Raw genomic sequence first — 17,037 nt, 5'->3', positions numbered from 1 at the left:
GTGGGACGCTCTCGTGCCACACGGTGGCACAGGGTGCTACGGTGGTGATATGAGCGTTCAGCCCGAAATCACCCAGCGGGATCTGCGCAACCGGTCCCGAGAGATCATGGACGCGATACAGGGCGGCCAGTCGTTCACCGTCACGCGCGACGGGCACCCGGTCGGTGAGCTCATCCCGCTGCGGCGACGACGGCGGTTCGTCTCCCGCCAGGAGTTCACAGCGATGTCCAGGACGGCTCCGGGCGTCGACTCCGAGACCTTCCGCGCCGACCAGGACGCAACGGCGGACACCTACCTGGACGACCCCTATGCCCGCTGACCGCTCGACGTACGAGCGAGGAATTCTCGATACCAACATCATGATCTTGCGCCGGTGGGTGGTCCCGGAGGAACTCCCGGACCAGATGGCGATCACTGCGATCACCCTGGCGGAGCTGTCCGCCGGCCCGCACGAGGTCCGTCGCAACGACGAACAGAGCGGTTACGACGAACACGTCGAACGCGCCCGCAGGCTCGACGTCCTCCAGCGCGCCGAGAACGAGTTCGACCCCATCCCCTTCGATGCCGACGCCGCACGCGTCTACGGCCGCATCTGCGCGGCGGTGATCAGCGCGGGCCGCAAGCCGCGCCGCCGGGTGGCCGACCTGATGATCGCCGCCATCGCCGTGGCCGAGGAGCTTCCCCTGTTCACCACGAATCCCGACGACTTCAAGGGACTGGACGACCTGCTCACCGTCGTACCGGTCACCCGCCCGAAACTGCCGCACGAGGACTGACGTCGGAACCTCAGGCGACGATGCGCACGGTCCGCCCGAGCACCTCAGCCGCTGAACGAGTACCGATGCCGCCTTGCCGTCAGTGGCCCTTACGGCGCTCCACGTCGAAGCGGTACAGCACCCGCACCAGACGCCACAGCCCGGCCGCCGCGCCGGCCAGGGCTCCCCCCGTCAGTACGCCTCGGGACGCCGGACCGGAGAGGCCGAGGACGAGAGTCAGGGCCAGAGCGACGGCGAAGACCGCCGCGGCCAGGGCGGCAGCGGTCACCAGGGCGAAGACGATCTCCACCGTCATCGCATCCTTCTCCCACCGCGACTCACGCCCCATGTCCATGCCGGGAGTCTGGCATCACCGTCACGTCCTGGCACCCGTGATGGTCCCGCTCACCTATTCATCGAGCCACGGCCCCCGGGTGATCTGCCTGTGGAGCCGCTCGTCCAGGCAGCTCAGGTGGGCCCAGACGAACTGCCTGCTCCGTTCCCCGGCCCGCGTGATCTCCAGTGTGACGCCGTCACCGGACACGCCGATGTCGGTGGTCTCCATACAGAACGCGCAGCTCACCTGCTCCTCGATGTTCATCCGAGGAATGTAGCGGCGCTCGCGTACGTCCTGGGCACCATCCGTGGCACGGCCGCGCACACGACAAAGGACCGGTTCGAGAGGATCAAGCCTCTGAACCGGCCCTTCACTTTGTGCCCCCGGCAGGATTCGAACCTGCGACACCCGCTTTAGGAGAAAACGTAAACCGCAAGCGAGGGTTTCCGAGAACTTCCGAGAACTTCCGAGAAGCTCAGACTAGGGGGCTGACCTGCAACTACAGGAACTTCCGAGACCTTCCGAGAACTTCCGAGGGGGGATTGTGGATTCGATGTGGACTCACGCCGACTGCACCACCGAAAGCGTTCGAACAGGCTCTGTCGGCGGCGCCATCACTGCGAGCACCTCGGCCGCGACCTGCTCTCCAGAGTGCTGGTACAGCCACGTCACCTTCGACCCGCGCTCGTGCCCCATCACCGTCTGCACGTCCCTCTCCGGAACACCTAGATCCTTGAGCCGGGTGGCGAACACGTGCCGCAGATCGTGCACCCGCGGCCACCACTCGGTCCGCCCCGTCTCCTTGCTCACGACCTCCCGGGCCAGGCCAGCGGCCTGGATGGCGGGAATCCAGGTGCGCCGGAAATTGTGACGGGTCAGCACGCCACCCTGCGGGCCGCGGAAGACAAGCTCCTCGGGATGTAGGTTCCGGCCGTCTCCGATGGGGGAGACGCGCGCCGTGGGACGCCACGTGTCGACCATCGTCTGAACAGCGGCCACCGCCGCCGGGGTCAGCGGCACCGTACGGAAACCGTGCTCGGTCTTCGGCGCGTCCTGCCGGAACAGAGTCCCCTTGTCCTCACTGAGCACCTCCTTTACCTTCGCGTGCTCACCCTCCAGGTCAACGTGACCCCACCGCAGCCCCGTCGCCTCGCCCCACCGCATGCCGGTCTCCTCCAGGAACACGAGCAGCGGCTGATAGGCCATCGGGCAGTGCTCACGGATCTGGGCACACTGAGCCCGGGTCGGCGGACGCAGATCGTCGGCGTGCTTCTTCGGTGGCTCGCCAATCTCCACCTCGGCGGCCGGGTTGTGGGGGATCCGCCGGCCGTCACGGACGGCGGCGCGGAGCACGGCGCGCAGGAGCTCCAGCACCTTCTTGCGGGTGTGGTAGCCCTTCACCTCCTTCGTGATCCACGTCTGGAGTTCCTGGTGCTCCAGGTCGCACAGCCGCCACGCACCCCACCGGGGCTTGATGTGGGCGTTCCAGTTCGACAGCTTCCGGTTCACCGTCGTCGTACGCCGCTCTGGCTGCCCCTCCCACCACAGCTTCCACCAGTCGTCGAGCGTGATCTGGCCGCGCTTCGGGTCGGTGTAGTCACCGGAGCGGACGCGGGTGCGAACCTTGTCGAGGAAGGCGTCCGCGTCGCCCTTCTTCTTGAAGTTCCGCGCCTTCTGCTTCCCGGCCGGGTCCCGGTAGCGGGCCTGCCAGGAGCCGAGGCAGTCGCGCCTTCGCTTCCGCATGCCGTGCTGTTCCGGCGGGTACTGCTCGACGCACTCGGTGCAGCCGCAGGTTTTGCTCCGCAGCTGCCGGGGGTTGTTGGTCGCTCTACGCGCCATGACCCACTCCCTTCGCCAGCAGAACGGCGTCCTTGCGGGTGCCCACGGTCTTCTGCCGCTGCTTCCCGTCCGCCGCCCGGTACCGGACCCGCCACGGGCCCGCGCACGTTTCCCGCCGCGGACGCGGCCCGTGCTGCGTGGGCGGGTACTCCTCGATGCAGTCGACGCAACCGCACGTGCGACTGCCGACCTGATAGATGTCTGATCTACCCATGCTTGACCACCTGGTTGTCACTCCTCCGCTGCTCTGGAATGCGGGGGCTCAGGTTGAGCGGCTCCCCGCAGAAGCAGACTGCACCGAACCGGGGCTGCGGCACTGCCAATTCGGAGAGAACCGCCCGCAGGGCAGTGACGGTGTGTGCCACGTCAAGGCCGGGCGGGAGGGTGATCGTCTGGGTCGCCGCGTCGAAGGGGGGCAGGAACCCGATCGGAGCGAAGCGGACGCGCATGCACATGGAAACCCCCGTGTACGCAGGCAGGGACAGGAACCTGCGACCGAAGGGGGAGGGCATCGGCCGTGCGATCGACCGTACCCCTTGATGGTCGAATATGCGACCATCTTGATCAGACCTGATGCCCAGTCATGTACGGGGAGTGAGTAACTCCGTTTAACGGAGACTCACGACAGGGTGGAACGGTTGTGCTCGTTCAGCGCCCGGAGCTCCAGCTCCTTGATCTCCTGCTGCTCGGCGGTGAGTCCGCGGAAGAGTTCGAGGAGGCGTTCCTCGGCGGAGGGGCTGAGCGGGCCCAGGGTCTTTCGGCCGGCGGCGGCAAAGATCTCGTCCGCGGTGAACTTGGGGTACCTGGCGGCGAGCTTGTGCAGTGCGTCGGGTCGGGGCTGCCGTTTGCGGTGCACCCAGGTGTTGACGGTGGACACGGACACGCCGATGGCTGACGCGATGTGGCTGTCGTTCACGCCGTACTCGTCCTTCAGGCGCGCGAGTAGCTGCGCGAAGTCCTCGCCGGGGGCATCGTCGGTGGTCACGGATTCAAGATTGCCCGTCCGCCTCTACTTTTCGCAAGTAAAAGTAGAACCACGGCGCGTATTAATGCAGCGCGTGACCTCCCCGTCACACGCCAGCGTGCCTGCATATGCCAACCACCATAGAACAGGCGTTCGAAGATCGGTACCCGCCTCCGAAGATCTCGGAACTTCTCGGAAGTTCTCGTTGACACGGCTGCGACTGCGACTGTAGAACTGTCGCATCACCTCGCAGCGAGGTGGTCAACAACAACCCGAGGTGACCATGCCAAAGGTGACCCGCACCGACGAAGGCCAGCCACTCCGCGACGCACTCAAGCGGCAGCACCTGACCCTCGACGACCTCTCCGAGAAGACCAAGCAGGTCGACCCGGACGGGCGGGGGGTCAGCCCGGCCACCATCGCCAGGCTCACCGGCCGAGGCACCACCGCCCGGGAGCGCACCGAGCTCCGGACGGCGTGGCTGATCACCGAGGCCCTCGATGACCGCATGCACCGCCTGTTCAGCCGCATGCCATCACATTCGACTGCGACAGTAGAAAGGTCAAGCTCCGATGCCGAAGAAGACTGAGCGCCTCACCGCCCTTCCGGCCGGACTCCTTCCCCTCCTGAGCCAGCCCCAGCTGGAGACGTACTACGGCGTCTCCGACTGGACGGTCCTGAAGTGGATCAGCCAGGGGATGCCCGTCACCCCGTTCGCCGGCCGACAGAAGCGGTTCGACCTCGTCGAGGTCGCCGCGTGGATGGCAGAGCAGGACCCGGAGTTCGCCGACGCGGCCGTGCCGCAGCTCGCCTCCGCCTGACCCCCAGAAACCACAGGGGCGCCCGGCCATGCCCGGCCCGACGCCCCAACGGCAAACCCTCAACACACAGAGATCGAGGACACCGTGAGCATCAATCTTACCCGCCCGACCAGCACCGGTCCGGTTCAGCGCAACAGCTACATGGCCGCCCTCTCGCTGGCGGAGACGCTGCTCAGCGAGACCACCGCCGTGCCAACGAGCGTGAACGTCGAGGCCTCTCACTTCGCGCCGGCCACGCCGCTCATCAAGGTCTACTTCCACCGCGACCCGGCGGCGGTCCTGCGGTTCGCCGCCCAGTTCGGCCTGGTGGTCTCGGTCGAGAAGCACCTCAACGGGGGCGAGTACACGGAGGCGAACGCCGAGCGTGACGGCGTGAAGGTCCAGGCGTGGGCGCTGCTCACCGCCGAGGGCGTCGCGGCTGGCACGGATGCGCGGGTGGCGGCGTGACCGCCCGCGACGAGCTGGCGGCTGCGGTGGCTGAGCTGGGCGCCCTGCCCATGCCGACCGGGGACACCGGCCCGGCACCGATGACATCGGAGCAGCGCAAGGCGATCGCCGTACAGATCGGCAACGTGCAGCACGCGACGGACGCGCTGATCGGCTCGTTCGCTGAGTCGGTTGCGAACGTCCGGAACCACGAGCACCCGTCGTGGGAGGACCTGTACTGCATGAACCTCACCTCGTACATGGGTGAGCGGATGGGCCCGGTCCTGAAGCGGCTGCTCGACACGGAGACCGAGAACGCCCGGCTGCGTGCCCGGGTCGCCAAGCTGGAGGCAGGTTCCCCCTGGGAGCGCGCGGTTGCCGGACTGAACGCCCTCGTTGACGAGCACATCGAGTGGGACCAGAAGGCGAGCCGCTGGATCCTCACCCGCGATGTCGAGAGCGCTGAGTGCCCGAGCTGCGGGGCCCCGGCCGACGACACCGGATGTCGTATCCCGGAGCACCGTGGCGGGTGCCCCCTCGACGACGCGACGGCGTCGGGCGGTGCGCTGTGAAGAAGACCGCACGGATCAACGGCCGCCTCATCATCACCCCGCCCGTCAACCCGCACTGGACCGCTGCGGACTACGCGCACGAGACCGAGGTGCTCCGCCTCGCCGTCTGGTCGTCGGTTCGAAAGCTGCTGGCGGACGAGTGGCCGGGCTTCAGCGTCGCGTTCACCGCCGACGAGATCGAGCTCTGCACGTACTGCCGGTCGGAGTTCGAGTCGCTCACCGCGGACGAGGCCGCCGACGGTTCGACGAACCAGGACGAGCACAGCGTCGAGGGCGAGCCGGTGTGCTGCCGCGCGGCAGTGGACGAGTTCCGCGTGGAGCGCAACATCCCGCTCGTCCAGCGGCCTGGTGGTTCGTGATGGCGCACCCGCTGCCCGCACTCATCTGCCTTGCCGTGTCGGTGTTCGCCGCCGGGTCCATCCCGGTGCTGCTCCTCGCCGACGCCACCCACCTCGCCCCCCCGCGCCGTTCGCGCTCTGCCGCTCACGGCCGCCGCGCTCCTCATGCTCCTCGGAGGCACCCGATGAAGATCTTCCGTGCGATGCGGTTCTTCCGCTTCCTCACCACCGCCCGCCCCCGCATCCTCGGCGGCGCCTACTCCGGCCCCACCCGCGTCAACGTCAGCAGTATCCCCGGCGGCGCCGTCCTCCACCTCGACCACTTCCTCTTCTACCTGGTGCTGGAGCTGGCCGAGCAGTTCACCGAGGACCCCGAGACGATCGGCGACCAGCTCCGCGAGATCGACGCCCTGTCGAACCCGCGCGAGGACTCGCACGCCGAGCACCAGCGGGACCGGCTCGTCGATGAGCTACTGGATCAGCTGGGTGGAACGCACCTCCGTCTGCACGGACCGCAGGTGAAGCGGGTGGCGGAGCTGCTGCTCTCCTCGAACGGCGCGGGCACGGTCATCGCGCTGCCGCGCCAGCGTGAGGCAGGTGCGGCATGACTCCCATGACCGACCAGCAGCGGGTGCTCGGCCAGATCGAGCGCGGTGAGATGTGGGCCGGCCGCGACGCCGCCCGGCAGATCGCCGCCCGTCACGAGGCCGCGTACGGCCACGCGTTCACCGGCCGCACCGAGGGTATGGCCGCGCTTCCCCGGCGGGTGTGGCTCGCCCGAGTCATCGCCGCAACGCCCGGTGTGTGGACGACGCAGCGCGCCGAGCACGCGCTCGCCGCGTCGCCGTTCTCCTGCCACCGGAACACCGCGCGGAAGGACCTGCGGGCGCTCGTCGCCCGCGGGGTCCTCACCGCCGACGACCGGGACGGCCGCCGCGTCTACACCCCGGCTGGAGGCCAGCTGTGAGCGCACGCACCGAGATCCTCGCCGCTCTCCAGCGCGCCGGATACGACGAGACCGGGGCCAGTGCTCTCCTCGGCCGCGCCGACAAGGAGCCCCGCGAGACCCCGCCCGACCCCGACTTCCGCGAGACTCTCGCGGGCGGTCACGCCTTGATCGTCGAGTACGGCGACTGCGAGATGCACGGCTCCTGCCAGTGCGGTAAGCGCCTGGGGATGACGACGCCGGACGCCAGTCTCGACACGTTCGTCGCGGGCTGGGAGCGGCACTGCATGACGGAGGTCTCGTCATGACGAACACCGCGCTGGCCGGGGCTCAGGCCCCGGCCGCCGGCCGCCGCCGCAAGGCAGCCCCGGCACCCACCGGCCCCGACCGCATCCCCAAGCCCTCGCAGGGCTGGTACCGCGACAAGGTCACCGGCGAGAAGTACCGCCGCGTCACCACGATCCTGTCGCAGGGTTCCACCAAGGGCGACGTCCTTTCCCGGTGGGCCGCGAACCTCGTTGCCGAGACCGCGTTCGCTCACCTGCCGCAGCTCGTTGCCGCATCTCGGCGGCCGGAGACCCGGACCGAGACGTACGACTGGTTGCGCCGCGCCCCGCTGCGGAAGAAGGACGAGCGCGCGGACATCGGGTCGGCGGTCCACTCCATCATCGAGGCTCACGTCCTCGGTGAGCCGATGCCCGTCAACCTGGTCGACGACGAGGAGATGGCCCCGTACTTGGCGAACTTCCTGCGGTTCGTCGAGGAGTGGCAGGTCACCTTCGAGGCGTCGGAGATGGTCGTCGGCAACCGCACCGCCGGGTACGCCGGGACCCTGGACTACCTGCTGCGGTCCCCACTGATTGCCGAGGCGCTCAGCGCCTACCTCGGCACCACCGTCCCTGCGGACACGCTGCTCATGGGCGACACGAAGACCGGCGGGGAGCTCGACGTCAAGGGCGTCTACCCCGAGGCGTCGCTCCAGATGTCCGCGTACCGCAAGGCCGAAGTCGCGTGGCTCCGCGACGGATCCACCGTGCCGATGCCCGCCTCGTACTCCACGGGTGTGGTCCTCCACCTCCGGCCGGAGGGCTACCGGCTCATCCCCGTCGCGTGCGGCGACGACGTGTTCGCCGCGTTCCGCATCGTCCAGCAGGCCGCCGACTGGGTGTCCGGCCTGTCCAAGACCGTCGTCGGCCAGGCCCTCGCCCTGCCCACCGCCACAGAACAGAAGGCCGCCTGATGCCCATCCTCGACCTCCAGATGCGAATGCGTCAGCTCGGAGAGATCCGCATCGGCCACGTCGTGGCCGGCAAGACCAAGGCGGGCAAGGCCTACACCCGCCCCGCCAAGCTCAACCACTTCCGCTTCACCTCCGCGTCCCGCGAGATCCTCGCCTCCGTCGCCGAGCTGTACGGCGGCGAGGTCCAGCCCTGGACCCCAGCCAGCGGCGGCCCCGCCGAGTTCGAGGTGTACTCCACCACCAACCGGCTCCCCGTCCTCATCCCCCCGCGCAACTCCGTGTCCCAGTGGTACGAGCTGTACGCCGGATCGAAGTGCCAACGCCGCTGCGACGGCCAGACCGAGCAGAAGTCCGACCGGCCCTGCATGTGCAACCCGGGCAACCGGCAGTGCTCCATCACCACCCGCGTGAACGTAATGCTCCGCGACGTCCCGGCCCTCGGCCAGTGGCTCCTCGTCTCGAAGGGCTACAACGCCGCCGTCACCCTGCCCCCGGCGGCCGAGCTGCTGGCGCAGGCCGGCGGATACGTCCCCGGGTGGCTCGGCATGGAGGAGAAGCTGGTCCAGCGGGACGAGGGACCGGCCCGGTTCATGGTCCCAACGCTGGACGTGGAGATCACCCCGACCGCGCTGATGGCCGGGGACGTCACCGGCACCTGGGCTGTGGCGTCCGGCCCCGAGCGGGTCGCGATCACCGGCGGACGCCCTGACTACGCGGCGCTCGCTGCGCAGGCAACCACGGCGGCCGAGGTCGGCGCGCTCTGGACGAAAACGAACCAGGCCGGTCACCTCGACGACGCAACAGCCGCCATGTTCAAGGCCCGCGCTGCGGTGCTGAAGACCGCCGAGGCGCAGGCCAAGGCGGACGCCGAGGCCGGGCAGGACAGCCCGCACCCGGACGACACACAGCGGATCCTCAACCCGGCCGACTACGGCGACGCCCCGCCGGACGAGGACGGGGCAGTCGACGCCGAGATCGTCCACGACGACGACGTCGAAGACCTGTGGTTCCGCATCATCGCTGCCGCCGGGGTGCACGGCATGACGACCGACGAGGTCGAGTCCGAGTTCGCCAAGGCCAACGGCGGCCAGCTCCCCGCGACCGCGTCGGCCGGCGCGCTCCGCACCTTCCTCACCACGCTGAAGGGCGGCCAGGCATGAGCTTCCTCGATATCCGCCGCATCGGCTGGGACACCGAGACCACCGCCCCCGACCCGACCGAGGCCCGCATCGTCACCGCCGCGCTCGTCGCCCGGGGCGGCGCCTCCCCCGACCGCGTCCAGACGTGGCTCATCAACCCGGGTATCCCGATCCCGCCGGAGACCACCGAGGTCCACGGCATCACCGACGCCATGGTCCAGGCCGACGGCCAGGACCCGAAGGCCGCGCTCGCAGAGATCGCCGAGACCATGGCGCGGGCCATCGAATACGGCATGCCGCTCGTGGCGTTCAACACCGCCTACGACTGGACCGTCCTCAACTTCGAGCTGGCCCGCCACGGCCTGCCGATGATGGGCGACCGCCTCGGCGCCACCCTCCCGACCCTGGTCGACCCGCACGTCATCGACAAGCAGGTCGACCGGTACGTCAAGGGCACCGGCATGCGGAAGCTGAAGCCCACCGCCGAGCGGTACGGCGTCGACCTCACCGACTGGCACACCGCCGAAGCCGACGCCCTGGCCGCGCTGCTGATCGCCGAGGCCCAGTTCGCGAAGTACCCGCGCCTCAACGACCTCGGCCCGCGCCAGCTGTTCGCCGCGCAGAAGACCTGGCGGGCCGAGCAGCAGGCCAGCCTCCAGGCGTGGTTCCGCACGAAGGCCACGCCCGAACAGGGCGGCGCCCCCGACAAGGTCATCGACGGCTCGTGGCCGTTGATCCTCCCCGCGCAGAGGAGCGAAGCGTGATGTTCGGATCCCGCAACCGGCAGCGCATCGCCGACCTCCAGGTCCGCGTCGAGGCCCTCACCGAGCAGCGCGACGCCGCCCGCAAGGACGCCGCCGAGTTCCTCGGCGCGGCCAAGCGCACCGCCGCCCGCAACGTCCACCTCTCCGAGCAGCTCGAAGCCGTACGGCCTCCGGCCCCGCTCCGGGACGCGCTCACCTACACCGGGCGCATCGCCCGCCTCGCCCGCACCGTGGCCCAGCTGCGGCAGGCACTCACCGCCGAAACCCGCCGCGCAGACCGGCTTCAGGCCCGCCTCGACGACGCCTGCGGCATCACCACCCCGGCCGTCGAGGAGGGCGCGATGTGGCAGCACCGCCGTTCGGACCGGCCGCTCGCCACAAGGGGGGACCTGACGTGACCGCGCAGACCCTGTTCGACCAGACCCCCGCGGCCGGGCTGACCACCACCCGCCCGGCCGCGGTGTCCACCCGCCCCCTCGTCATCGGCCTCGACCTCTCCCTCACCTGCACCGGGGTGGCCGGGGTCGGCTGGACCGACATCGTCCGCACGAAGCGGCGCGGCGACGACCGCCTCCACTACCTGGCCACCGCCGTCGGCGACTTCATCAAGGCCGCCGACCTGGTCGTCATGGAGGGCCCGTCCTTCGGGCACGGCGCGATGGCCGGGCATGAGGAGCTGGCCGGCCTGCGGATCCTGGTCCGCCAGTACTGCTACCGGCACCGCATCCCGTACGGCGTCGTCCCTCCGAGCTCGCTGAAGATGTTCGCGACCGGCCGCGGCAACGCCACCAAGGGCGAGGTTCGCTCCGGTGTCGCCGACCGGTACGGGCACCACACCGAGGGCGTCGGCCGGTACGACCAGGCCGACGCGTACACGGCGCTGGCCATGGGCCTGCACCACCTCGGGCACCCTCTCGCCGAGGCTCCCGAGCGTGCGCTGAAGGCGCTCGCCGGGTGCGCCTGGCCGGAGACCGTGGCGGTGGCCGAGTGAATCTCCGCCCCGACGTCGTCGCCCTGCTGCTCGCCGACCTCTCCGACCGGGCCATCGTCCGCGAGCTCGGCGTGTCCAAGCGCACCGCCGCCCTCCACCGCCGCCACCTCGGACTGCCGCCCACCCCGGCCTCGGCACCCACCCTCGCGGGTGCTTGGGCCGCATACGCCCAGGCCGCCGGCCAGACCCACATGCGGTGGACCGGCCCGGTCAACCACTCCGGCACCCCCGTCCTCACCCACCGCGGCGTCCGCTACTCGGCGCGCGCCGTCGCCTTCCAACTCCGGTACGGCCGCGAGGCGGTCGGCTACGTCAAGGCCTGCTGCGACTTCGCCGGGTGCATCGCCCCCGCCTGCGTCGCCGACAAGCCGATGCGCGACCAGCTCTCCACCACCTACGACGCGATCTTCGGAGGCACCGCATGAGTGACAGCTCACGTCCCACCTGGATGGCCCACGGCGCCTGCCGCACCGAAGAGCCCTCCCAGTTCTTCCCCGACGGCAGCACCGGCGGCTGGGTCCCCGTCATCGACCACGCCAAGACCATCTGCGCCCGCTGCCCCGTCATCGCCACCTGCCGCACCTGGGCCCTCAACACCCGCCAGCCGTACGGCATCTGGGGCGGGCTCACCGAGCAGGAGCGCCACCGCGTCCAGCGCCGCGTCGAAAACAACCGGACCATGACGCGCGAGCAGGCCATCGAGGCCGTCCTTTACCCCCGCGGCAAGGGGCGCCCCGTCGCCGAACTCTTCGCCGAGCGCAGCGAGGTCGACGCCGACGGCCACACCCGCTGGCTCCTCCAGCACAGCTCGTTCGCCTACAACAACCGCAATCGGACCCCGCGTCAGGTGTCGTGGCTGCTCACCCACCACCGCGAACCAGAGGGACGGATCTCCGTCACCTGCGGCATCAAGGGCTGCATCACCGGCACGCACCTCGCCGACGGAGCGATGCGCCGACAGGCCGCCGCCCCGGCCGCGGACCAGGCGCCCGACCAGATCGCGGCATGAGCGGCTACCCGCTGCCCGGCGGCCGGCAGATCACCGGAGTCCTCACCGTCGCCCTCGGCCGCCAGCTCAAGGGCGGCACCTGGGCCGAGCACCCCAAGGCGAAGTACGAGTGCCTGCTCTGCCGAACCGTCGAAGGCCCGGTAGTCGGCGCCGCCGCGGTCACCGCGTTCACCCAGACCATCCGCATCACCCACTCGACCAGCTGCCACCCGAGCAGCGCCAACCAGCAGGGAGCCCAAGCCGCATGACCGAGCGCACCAACCCCGAGACCGGCGAGATCACCGAGACCGCGCCCGTTGCCGCGTTCCTCGCCTCCCACCTCAACGGCCGCACCGAGGAAGAGCTCAGCACCGAGTTCCACATTCTGCTGGAGGCCGTCCGCGCCCACGGCAAGAAGGGCTCCATGACGATCACCATCGTCGTCGAGCCGCCCGCGAACGGCGTCGAGTCCGCGCCGCTCCCGATCGGTGTCGAGTCCGCGGTCAAGGCTCCGAAGCCCACCCCGGTCAAGTCCCTCTACTTCCTCGACGACGACGGCCTGCCCGTCCGCGAGGACCCCCGCCAGATGGCCATGGACTTCCGCACCGCACCCGCCAACCAGACCTTCAAGGACGCCTGACCATGACCTACACCGAGCTCTCCTCCACCAACGGCGAAGCGCAGACCATCGTCGACACCGCGCTCCGCTCCGCCCCGCCGGCCAAGCTGGAGCCCGGCAACTACTACGCCTTCCACACCCCGACCGGGATCAAGGAAGTCGACCTCACCGGCCCGGCGCAGGCGCCCGACCGCAAGACCGGCACCACCACCGTCCGCGACGCCGCGTCCTTCCACGCCTACTTCGAGAAGCACGCCGACCCCGACAGCGAGGTGTACGCCGACGCCGACCGGCTCACCGTCACAGCCGTCCTCGACGCCCACCAGGCCGACGCCCCCCGCTTCAACCAGCACGTCCTCCGCCTCTCCCTCCGCGAGACCGAGACGTGGAAGCAGTGGGCAGCCCGCGACGGCAAGCTCATGGACCAGGAGACGTTCGCCGAGTTCCTTGAGGACCACCTCCCCGAGCTCCTGGAACCGTCGGCCGCCGAGATGCTGGAGATCGCCCAGTCCTTCCAGGCCACCAGCAAGGTCGAGTTCCAGTCCGCGAGCCGACTCAGCAGCGGGCAGCGGCAGTTCCAGTACGTCGAGACCGGCACCGCGAAGGCCGGGCAGAAGGGCCAGCTCGCCGTCCCGGAGGTGTTCACCATCGGCCTCGTCCCCTTCGAGGGGTCCGAGGGCTACCGGCTCACTGCCCGCCTCCGGTACCGCATCGGCGCGAACGGGCTCCAGCTCGGCTACAAGCTGGAGCGCCCGGGCGACATCCGGACCAAGGCGTTCGCCGACGTCGTCACCGCGATCGGCGAGGACATCGACCAGCCGGTCATGAACGGCACCCCGGCCACCTGACATGGCCCCCCGCGCGAGCAGGAAGGGCAGCGCCGACTCCCGCTGCCCTTCCTGCTCCGCCCCCCTCATCACCCAATGGGTCGGCAACACCATCGCCCTCAAGGTCTCCACCGACGGCACCCCCCTCACCGCCGCCGAACAGACCGCGCTCCGCACCCCACACCGGCTCATCTGGTGCCTGCGAACCAGCGACCGCACCCCACCGCGGCTCACCTGGATCCACACCCCACACCCCGCCGACTGCCCCCACCCCCACGTCACCGACCACCAGTGCCCGCCGGCCGAGCCCAGCACTCTCTTCTGAACCAGGAGCCGCCACCGTGGAGAACGTCCGCCACATGAACCCGCGCGACCAGGCAGACCACGACGGTCCCGCCCGGGCCGACATGGAGGCAGAGCTCGACGTTCTCGGCGGGTGCGTACTCGCACCCCGCTACATCCCCGCCGTCCGCACCATCCTCCAGGGCTCCGACTTCGCACGCCCCGCCCACGAACTGATCTGGGACGCCCTCGGCCACCTCTACGACACCGGCGCGCCCATCACCCCCATCTCCCTCCGCATCGAGTTGGAGAAGCGCAAGCACCTCACCCGCGCCGGTGGCCTCACCTACATCACCCAGGTCGCCGACCACGCCGGAGGCGGCGACCCCGAGTACTGGGCCGAGAAGGTCCGCGAAGCCGCAGACCTCCGCGCCGAGGCCGACCTCGGCCGGCGCATCGTCCAGCAGGCCACCGCCCCCGACGCCGAGCCCGGCGGCGCCGTCACCTTCATCGACGACTACCTCAAGCTCCAGAAGGAACGTGCCGCCGGCCGCTCCGGCGACCCCGCCGACGCACTCCTCGCCGAGCTCCTCGACGCGTCCAGCCTCGACAACATGCCCACCCTGGAACCCCTCGTCGGGGACCTCCTCCACATGGACACCCTCGCCCGGATCATCGGCCCGTCCGGGCACATGAAGTCCTTCGTCACCATCGACATCGCGGGCCATGTCGGCACCGGCATGAAGTGGCACGGCCAGTACGTCAAGCAGGGCACCGTCGTCTACCTCGTCGCCGAGGGTGCCCGCGGTATCCGCCAGCGCGTACGCGCCTGGGAGAAGCACTACGGGCTGAAGATGACCGGCGTTCTCTTCCTGCCCCGCCCCGTCCAGGCCCGCGGCCCCGAGTGGGACACCCTCATCGAGGCGATGCGCCGCCTCCAGCCCGCGATGATCGTCATCGACACCCAGGCCCGCGTGTCCGTCGGCGTCGAGGAGAACTCCAACACGGAGCTCGGCATCGTCATCGAGCGGATGGACGACCTCCGCCGGGCCACCGAAGCGTGCGTCCTCCTCATCCACCACACCGGGCACATCGGCGAGCACGGGCGCGGCGCCTCCGCCGCCAAGGGCGCCCTCCAGTCCGAGATGCACGTCTCGAAGAAGGGCGACAACGCCTCCAACATCGTCGTGACGATGAAGGTCGGCAAGCAGAAGGACAGCGAGGAAGGCAGCGACCTCCAGTTCGGGCTGAAGGTCGTCAGCCTCGACGGCGAGTACAAGCCCGACGGCCGGCCCGTCACCTCGGTCGTCCTCGAATCCTTCGACTCCCGGGAGCGACCGCCCGCCGAGGGCACCCCGGAATGGATCGTCAGGTGGCTCGATCAGCGGCGCATCCCGATCGAGTGGGGCGTGCCCCGGATCCGCAAGGAGATCGCTGACGCGGGCTATCAGCTGCGCAAGGACAAGGTCGAGGAAGCGGTCCGCCAGCGCAAGCGGAAGGGCACGTTCGACGAGGCGCAGGATGCCCGAAATGACCTCCCCCCAGACCTCCCCCCTTCAACTTTCAACCAAACTCCCCCCGATCTTGGGGGGAGTTCCGGGGAGCCCACCCAAAACCCCAGGTCAAACATCCCCCCAAACCCCGGGGGAGGCCCGGGGAAGGGCACACAGACACCTCCCTCCCCCCGCTCCCCCTCTAGGGAGGGGGGAGGTGCGGGAGACAGGGGAGAAAAAACACCCCCCAACACCCCCCTCTGCACCATCTGCAACACCCCCCTCAACACCGACTGGGCCAACCGCGGATACGACACCCACCTCGGCTGCGACCCCACCACCGGCAGCCACCCAGACACCCCCCGGCACCCCGCCGCATAACCCACCCCAACCAGCCCCCTCACCAACACTCAGGAGCACCCGATGCCCAACCGCCCAACCCACTTCCCCGCCCTGGCCGTGGCCTGCCCCACCTGCCGGAGCCAGCCCGGCCAGCTGTGCACCAGCCACAGCGGAACCCATATCCGCCGGCACGACGTGCACCCGGCCCGCACGGCAGCCCACCAAGCGACACAGCAGCCCGCGTGACTCAGCGCCTTCCGCAACCCGTCCCCGGGCAACTCGACCTCACCAGGAGCAGCACCGTGAACGCACCAGCCATAGCACCCCCTGTGCGCTCGATCAGCTACGGCGGCGGCGTCCAGTCCACCGCGCTCCTCGTCCTCGCCGCGCAGGGCCGCATCGACTTCCGCACCTTCCTCATGGCGAACGTCGGCGACGACAGCGAGCACCCCGCCACCCTGCGCTACCTCGACGAGTACGCCCGCCCCTACGCCGCAGAGCACGGCATCGAACTCGTGCTCCTCGACCGCGTCATGGTCCGCAGCGGCGAGACCCGCACGCTTCACGGCCAGCTCACGAAGGAGGGCTCCCGCTCGCTGGCTATTCCGGTGCGTATGTCCAACGGGGCGCCCGGTACCCGGTCCTGCACCGCCGACTTCAAGATCAAGGTGATCGGCCGGGAGCTGAAGCGCCGCGGCGCCACGAAGGACAACCCGGCCACCATCGGGATCGGCATCAGCCTTGACGAGATCCACCGCGCGAACAACCGGCGGTGCGAGCCGCACGAGGAGATCGTCTACCCGCTCCTCGACCTCGGCCTCCGCCGCACCGACTGCGCCCAGATCATCCGTGACGCCGGCCTGCCCGTTCCGCCGAAGAGCAGCTGCTACTTCTGCCCGTTCCACCGGCCCGAGACCTGGCACGACATGCGCCGCAACGAGCCCGAGCTCTTCGAGAAGTCGTGCCAGCTCGAAGACCTCCTCAACAAGCGGCGCGACGCGCTCGGCAAGGACCACGTCTACCTGACCCGGTTCAACAAGCCGCTGCGCCAGGCCATCCCCGACGGCGTCGACCTGCTGCCCATGTTCGACGAAGCAGACGGCGCCTGTGACTCCGGCTAGTGCATGACGTGACACGCAGTACGCCCGACCGGGTCGAAGCCGGTCGGGCGCCGCACCACCGTACCGCCTGACCCACCCCACCCCGGCCCGGGGCGACACCCGCCCCGGGCCACCGCCACCACCCCGCCACCCACGTCCAGGAGACACCCCATGACCGACACCACAAGCGCCGCTGACGAAAGCATCCTCGGCCCGATCACCCCGATCCGCTGCACCGAGCCCGGCTGCCACTG

The 17,037-nt window shown here is 69.8% G+C and carries 28 protein-coding genes and 1 tRNA gene; 24 read left to right on the top strand and 5 right to left on the bottom strand.

What is annotated here, in order from left to right; all coding sequences use genetic code 11:
- The first annotated feature begins 49 nt into the window (after positions 1-49).
- Together ACWCQM_RS11950 and ACWCQM_RS11945 are read left to right on the top strand one after the other, a co-directional pair.
- Positions 50-319 (top strand): type II toxin-antitoxin system Phd/YefM family antitoxin, encoded by a 270-nt coding sequence (locus tag ACWCQM_RS11950; protein ID WP_450915166.1) that lies wholly within the window; start codon positions 50-52, stop codon positions 317-319.
- Positions 309-776, top strand: coding sequence for a PIN domain-containing protein (locus ACWCQM_RS11945; RefSeq protein WP_450915165.1), 468 nt, complete (start codon positions 309-311; stop codon positions 774-776). Before ACWCQM_RS11950 ends, ACWCQM_RS11945 begins: the two co-directional genes overlap by 11 nt.
- A 79-nt stretch (positions 777-855) precedes the next feature.
- Here ACWCQM_RS11945 and ACWCQM_RS11940 read toward each other — a convergent pair whose 3' ends face one another.
- The 5 genes from ACWCQM_RS11940 to ACWCQM_RS11920 all read right to left on the bottom strand — a co-directional run bounded on the left by ACWCQM_RS11940 (position 856) and on the right by ACWCQM_RS11920 (position 3,916).
- Positions 856-1,110: a DUF6332 family protein gene (locus ACWCQM_RS11940; protein WP_450915164.1), complete on the bottom strand. Its 255-nt coding sequence runs from the start codon at positions 1,108-1,110 to the stop codon at positions 856-858.
- A 54-nt stretch (positions 1,111-1,164) separates the two neighbouring features.
- Entirely contained in the window at positions 1,165-1,356 is a 192-nt protein-coding gene (locus ACWCQM_RS11935; RefSeq protein WP_450915163.1) for a hypothetical protein, read from the bottom strand.
- 114 nt (positions 1,357-1,470) lie between these two features.
- Positions 1,471-1,601 (bottom strand) — tRNA-OTHER (locus ACWCQM_RS11930).
- 52 nt (positions 1,602-1,653) lie between these two features.
- Complete coding sequence (locus tag ACWCQM_RS11925; protein WP_450915162.1) at positions 1,654-2,931, bottom strand: tyrosine-type recombinase/integrase; 1,278 nt, start codon at positions 2,929-2,931, stop codon at positions 1,654-1,656.
- Positions 2,932-3,550: 619 nt separating this feature from the next.
- Positions 3,551-3,916 carry a helix-turn-helix domain-containing protein gene (locus ACWCQM_RS11920; RefSeq protein ID WP_450915161.1) on the bottom strand — a complete coding sequence of 122 codons (366 nt, stop codon included), beginning with the start codon at positions 3,914-3,916 and terminating at the stop codon, positions 3,551-3,553.
- A gap of 262 nt (positions 3,917-4,178) precedes the next feature.
- On the opposite strand from ACWCQM_RS11920, the gene ACWCQM_RS11915 reads away from it, so the two are divergent.
- From ACWCQM_RS11915 to ACWCQM_RS11810, 22 genes are all read left to right on the top strand, one after another.
- Positions 4,179-4,484, top strand: coding sequence for an XRE family transcriptional regulator (locus tag ACWCQM_RS11915; protein WP_450915160.1), 306 nt, complete (start codon positions 4,179-4,181; stop codon positions 4,482-4,484).
- Positions 4,468-4,716 (top strand): hypothetical protein, encoded by a 249-nt coding sequence (locus ACWCQM_RS11910; protein ID WP_450915159.1) that lies wholly within the window; start codon positions 4,468-4,470, stop codon positions 4,714-4,716. The genes ACWCQM_RS11915 and ACWCQM_RS11910 overlap by 17 nt, the downstream gene beginning before the upstream one ends.
- Before the next feature lie 84 nt (positions 4,717-4,800).
- Positions 4,801-5,163: a hypothetical protein gene (locus ACWCQM_RS11905; protein WP_450915158.1), complete on the top strand. Its 363-nt coding sequence runs from the start codon at positions 4,801-4,803 to the stop codon at positions 5,161-5,163.
- Positions 5,160-5,714 carry a hypothetical protein gene (locus ACWCQM_RS11900; RefSeq protein ID WP_450915157.1) on the top strand — a complete coding sequence of 185 codons (555 nt, stop codon included), beginning with the start codon at positions 5,160-5,162 and terminating at the stop codon, positions 5,712-5,714. Before ACWCQM_RS11905 ends, ACWCQM_RS11900 begins: the two co-directional genes overlap by 4 nt.
- Positions 5,711-6,073, top strand: coding sequence for a hypothetical protein (locus tag ACWCQM_RS11895; RefSeq protein ID WP_450915156.1), 363 nt, complete (start codon positions 5,711-5,713; stop codon positions 6,071-6,073). Before ACWCQM_RS11900 ends, ACWCQM_RS11895 begins: the two co-directional genes overlap by 4 nt.
- Positions 6,074-6,237: 164 nt before the next feature.
- The gene (locus ACWCQM_RS11890) at positions 6,238-6,660 is read left to right on the top strand and encodes a hypothetical protein (RefSeq protein WP_450915155.1); all 423 of its coding nucleotides are present in this window, start codon (positions 6,238-6,240) and stop codon (positions 6,658-6,660) included.
- A complete protein-coding gene (locus tag ACWCQM_RS11885; protein WP_450915154.1) occupies positions 6,657-7,019 on the top strand; it encodes a hypothetical protein in 363 nt (120 codons plus the stop codon). The genes ACWCQM_RS11890 and ACWCQM_RS11885 overlap by 4 nt, the downstream gene beginning before the upstream one ends.
- Entirely contained in the window at positions 7,016-7,306 is a 291-nt protein-coding gene (locus ACWCQM_RS11880) for a hypothetical protein (RefSeq protein ID WP_450915153.1), read from the top strand. The genes ACWCQM_RS11885 and ACWCQM_RS11880 overlap by 4 nt, the downstream gene beginning before the upstream one ends.
- Positions 7,303-8,238 (top strand): hypothetical protein, encoded by a 936-nt coding sequence (locus ACWCQM_RS11875; protein ID WP_450915152.1) that lies wholly within the window; start codon positions 7,303-7,305, stop codon positions 8,236-8,238. Before ACWCQM_RS11880 ends, ACWCQM_RS11875 begins: the two co-directional genes overlap by 4 nt.
- On the top strand, positions 8,238-9,398 hold the full coding sequence (locus tag ACWCQM_RS11870; RefSeq protein ID WP_450915151.1) for a recombination directionality factor: 1,161 nt from the start codon (positions 8,238-8,240) through the stop codon (positions 9,396-9,398). Before ACWCQM_RS11875 ends, ACWCQM_RS11870 begins: the two co-directional genes overlap by 1 nt.
- Complete coding sequence (locus ACWCQM_RS11865; protein WP_450915150.1) at positions 9,395-10,141, top strand: exonuclease domain-containing protein; 747 nt, start codon at positions 9,395-9,397, stop codon at positions 10,139-10,141. Before ACWCQM_RS11870 ends, ACWCQM_RS11865 begins: the two co-directional genes overlap by 4 nt.
- A complete protein-coding gene (locus ACWCQM_RS11860) occupies positions 10,138-10,539 on the top strand; it encodes a hypothetical protein (protein ID WP_450915149.1) in 402 nt (133 codons plus the stop codon). Before ACWCQM_RS11865 ends, ACWCQM_RS11860 begins: the two co-directional genes overlap by 4 nt.
- On the top strand, positions 10,536-11,132 hold the full coding sequence (locus ACWCQM_RS11855) for a hypothetical protein (protein ID WP_450915148.1): 597 nt from the start codon (positions 10,536-10,538) through the stop codon (positions 11,130-11,132). Before ACWCQM_RS11860 ends, ACWCQM_RS11855 begins: the two co-directional genes overlap by 4 nt.
- Positions 11,129-11,557 (top strand): hypothetical protein, encoded by a 429-nt coding sequence (locus ACWCQM_RS11850; protein ID WP_450915147.1) that lies wholly within the window; start codon positions 11,129-11,131, stop codon positions 11,555-11,557. The genes ACWCQM_RS11855 and ACWCQM_RS11850 overlap by 4 nt, the downstream gene beginning before the upstream one ends.
- On the top strand, positions 11,554-12,141 hold the full coding sequence (locus tag ACWCQM_RS11845) for a WhiB family transcriptional regulator (RefSeq protein ID WP_450915146.1): 588 nt from the start codon (positions 11,554-11,556) through the stop codon (positions 12,139-12,141). The genes ACWCQM_RS11850 and ACWCQM_RS11845 overlap by 4 nt, the downstream gene beginning before the upstream one ends.
- Positions 12,138-12,389 carry a hypothetical protein gene (locus ACWCQM_RS11840; RefSeq protein WP_450915145.1) on the top strand — a complete coding sequence of 84 codons (252 nt, stop codon included), beginning with the start codon at positions 12,138-12,140 and terminating at the stop codon, positions 12,387-12,389. The genes ACWCQM_RS11845 and ACWCQM_RS11840 overlap by 4 nt, the downstream gene beginning before the upstream one ends.
- Positions 12,386-12,760 (top strand): hypothetical protein, encoded by a 375-nt coding sequence (locus tag ACWCQM_RS11835; protein ID WP_450915144.1) that lies wholly within the window; start codon positions 12,386-12,388, stop codon positions 12,758-12,760. The genes ACWCQM_RS11840 and ACWCQM_RS11835 overlap by 4 nt, the downstream gene beginning before the upstream one ends.
- Positions 12,761-12,762: 2 nt before the next feature.
- The gene (locus tag ACWCQM_RS11830; protein ID WP_450915143.1) at positions 12,763-13,587 is read left to right on the top strand and encodes a YfdQ family protein; all 825 of its coding nucleotides are present in this window, start codon (positions 12,763-12,765) and stop codon (positions 13,585-13,587) included.
- A 1-nt stretch (position 13,588) separates the two neighbouring features.
- Positions 13,589-13,891, top strand: a complete 303-nt coding sequence (locus ACWCQM_RS11825; protein WP_450915142.1) for a hypothetical protein — start codon at positions 13,589-13,591, stop codon at positions 13,889-13,891.
- 16 nt (positions 13,892-13,907) lie between these two features.
- Complete coding sequence (locus ACWCQM_RS11820; RefSeq protein ID WP_450915141.1) at positions 13,908-15,722, top strand: AAA family ATPase; 1,815 nt, start codon at positions 13,908-13,910, stop codon at positions 15,720-15,722.
- Positions 15,723-15,764: 42 nt separating this feature from the next.
- Entirely contained in the window at positions 15,765-15,929 is a 165-nt protein-coding gene (locus ACWCQM_RS11815) for a zinc finger domain-containing protein (RefSeq protein ID WP_450915140.1), read from the top strand.
- Positions 15,930-15,985: 56 nt separating this feature from the next.
- Positions 15,986-16,804, top strand: a complete 819-nt coding sequence (locus ACWCQM_RS11810) for a phosphoadenosine phosphosulfate reductase (RefSeq protein ID WP_450915139.1) — start codon at positions 15,986-15,988, stop codon at positions 16,802-16,804.
- Positions 16,805-17,037 lie beyond the last annotated feature (233 nt).

This window comes from Streptomyces sp. NPDC002125, from assembly GCF_053593715.1.
The sequence above is the reverse complement of the archived record's forward strand: the minus strand, read 5'-3'. Positions and strand labels throughout refer to the sequence as shown.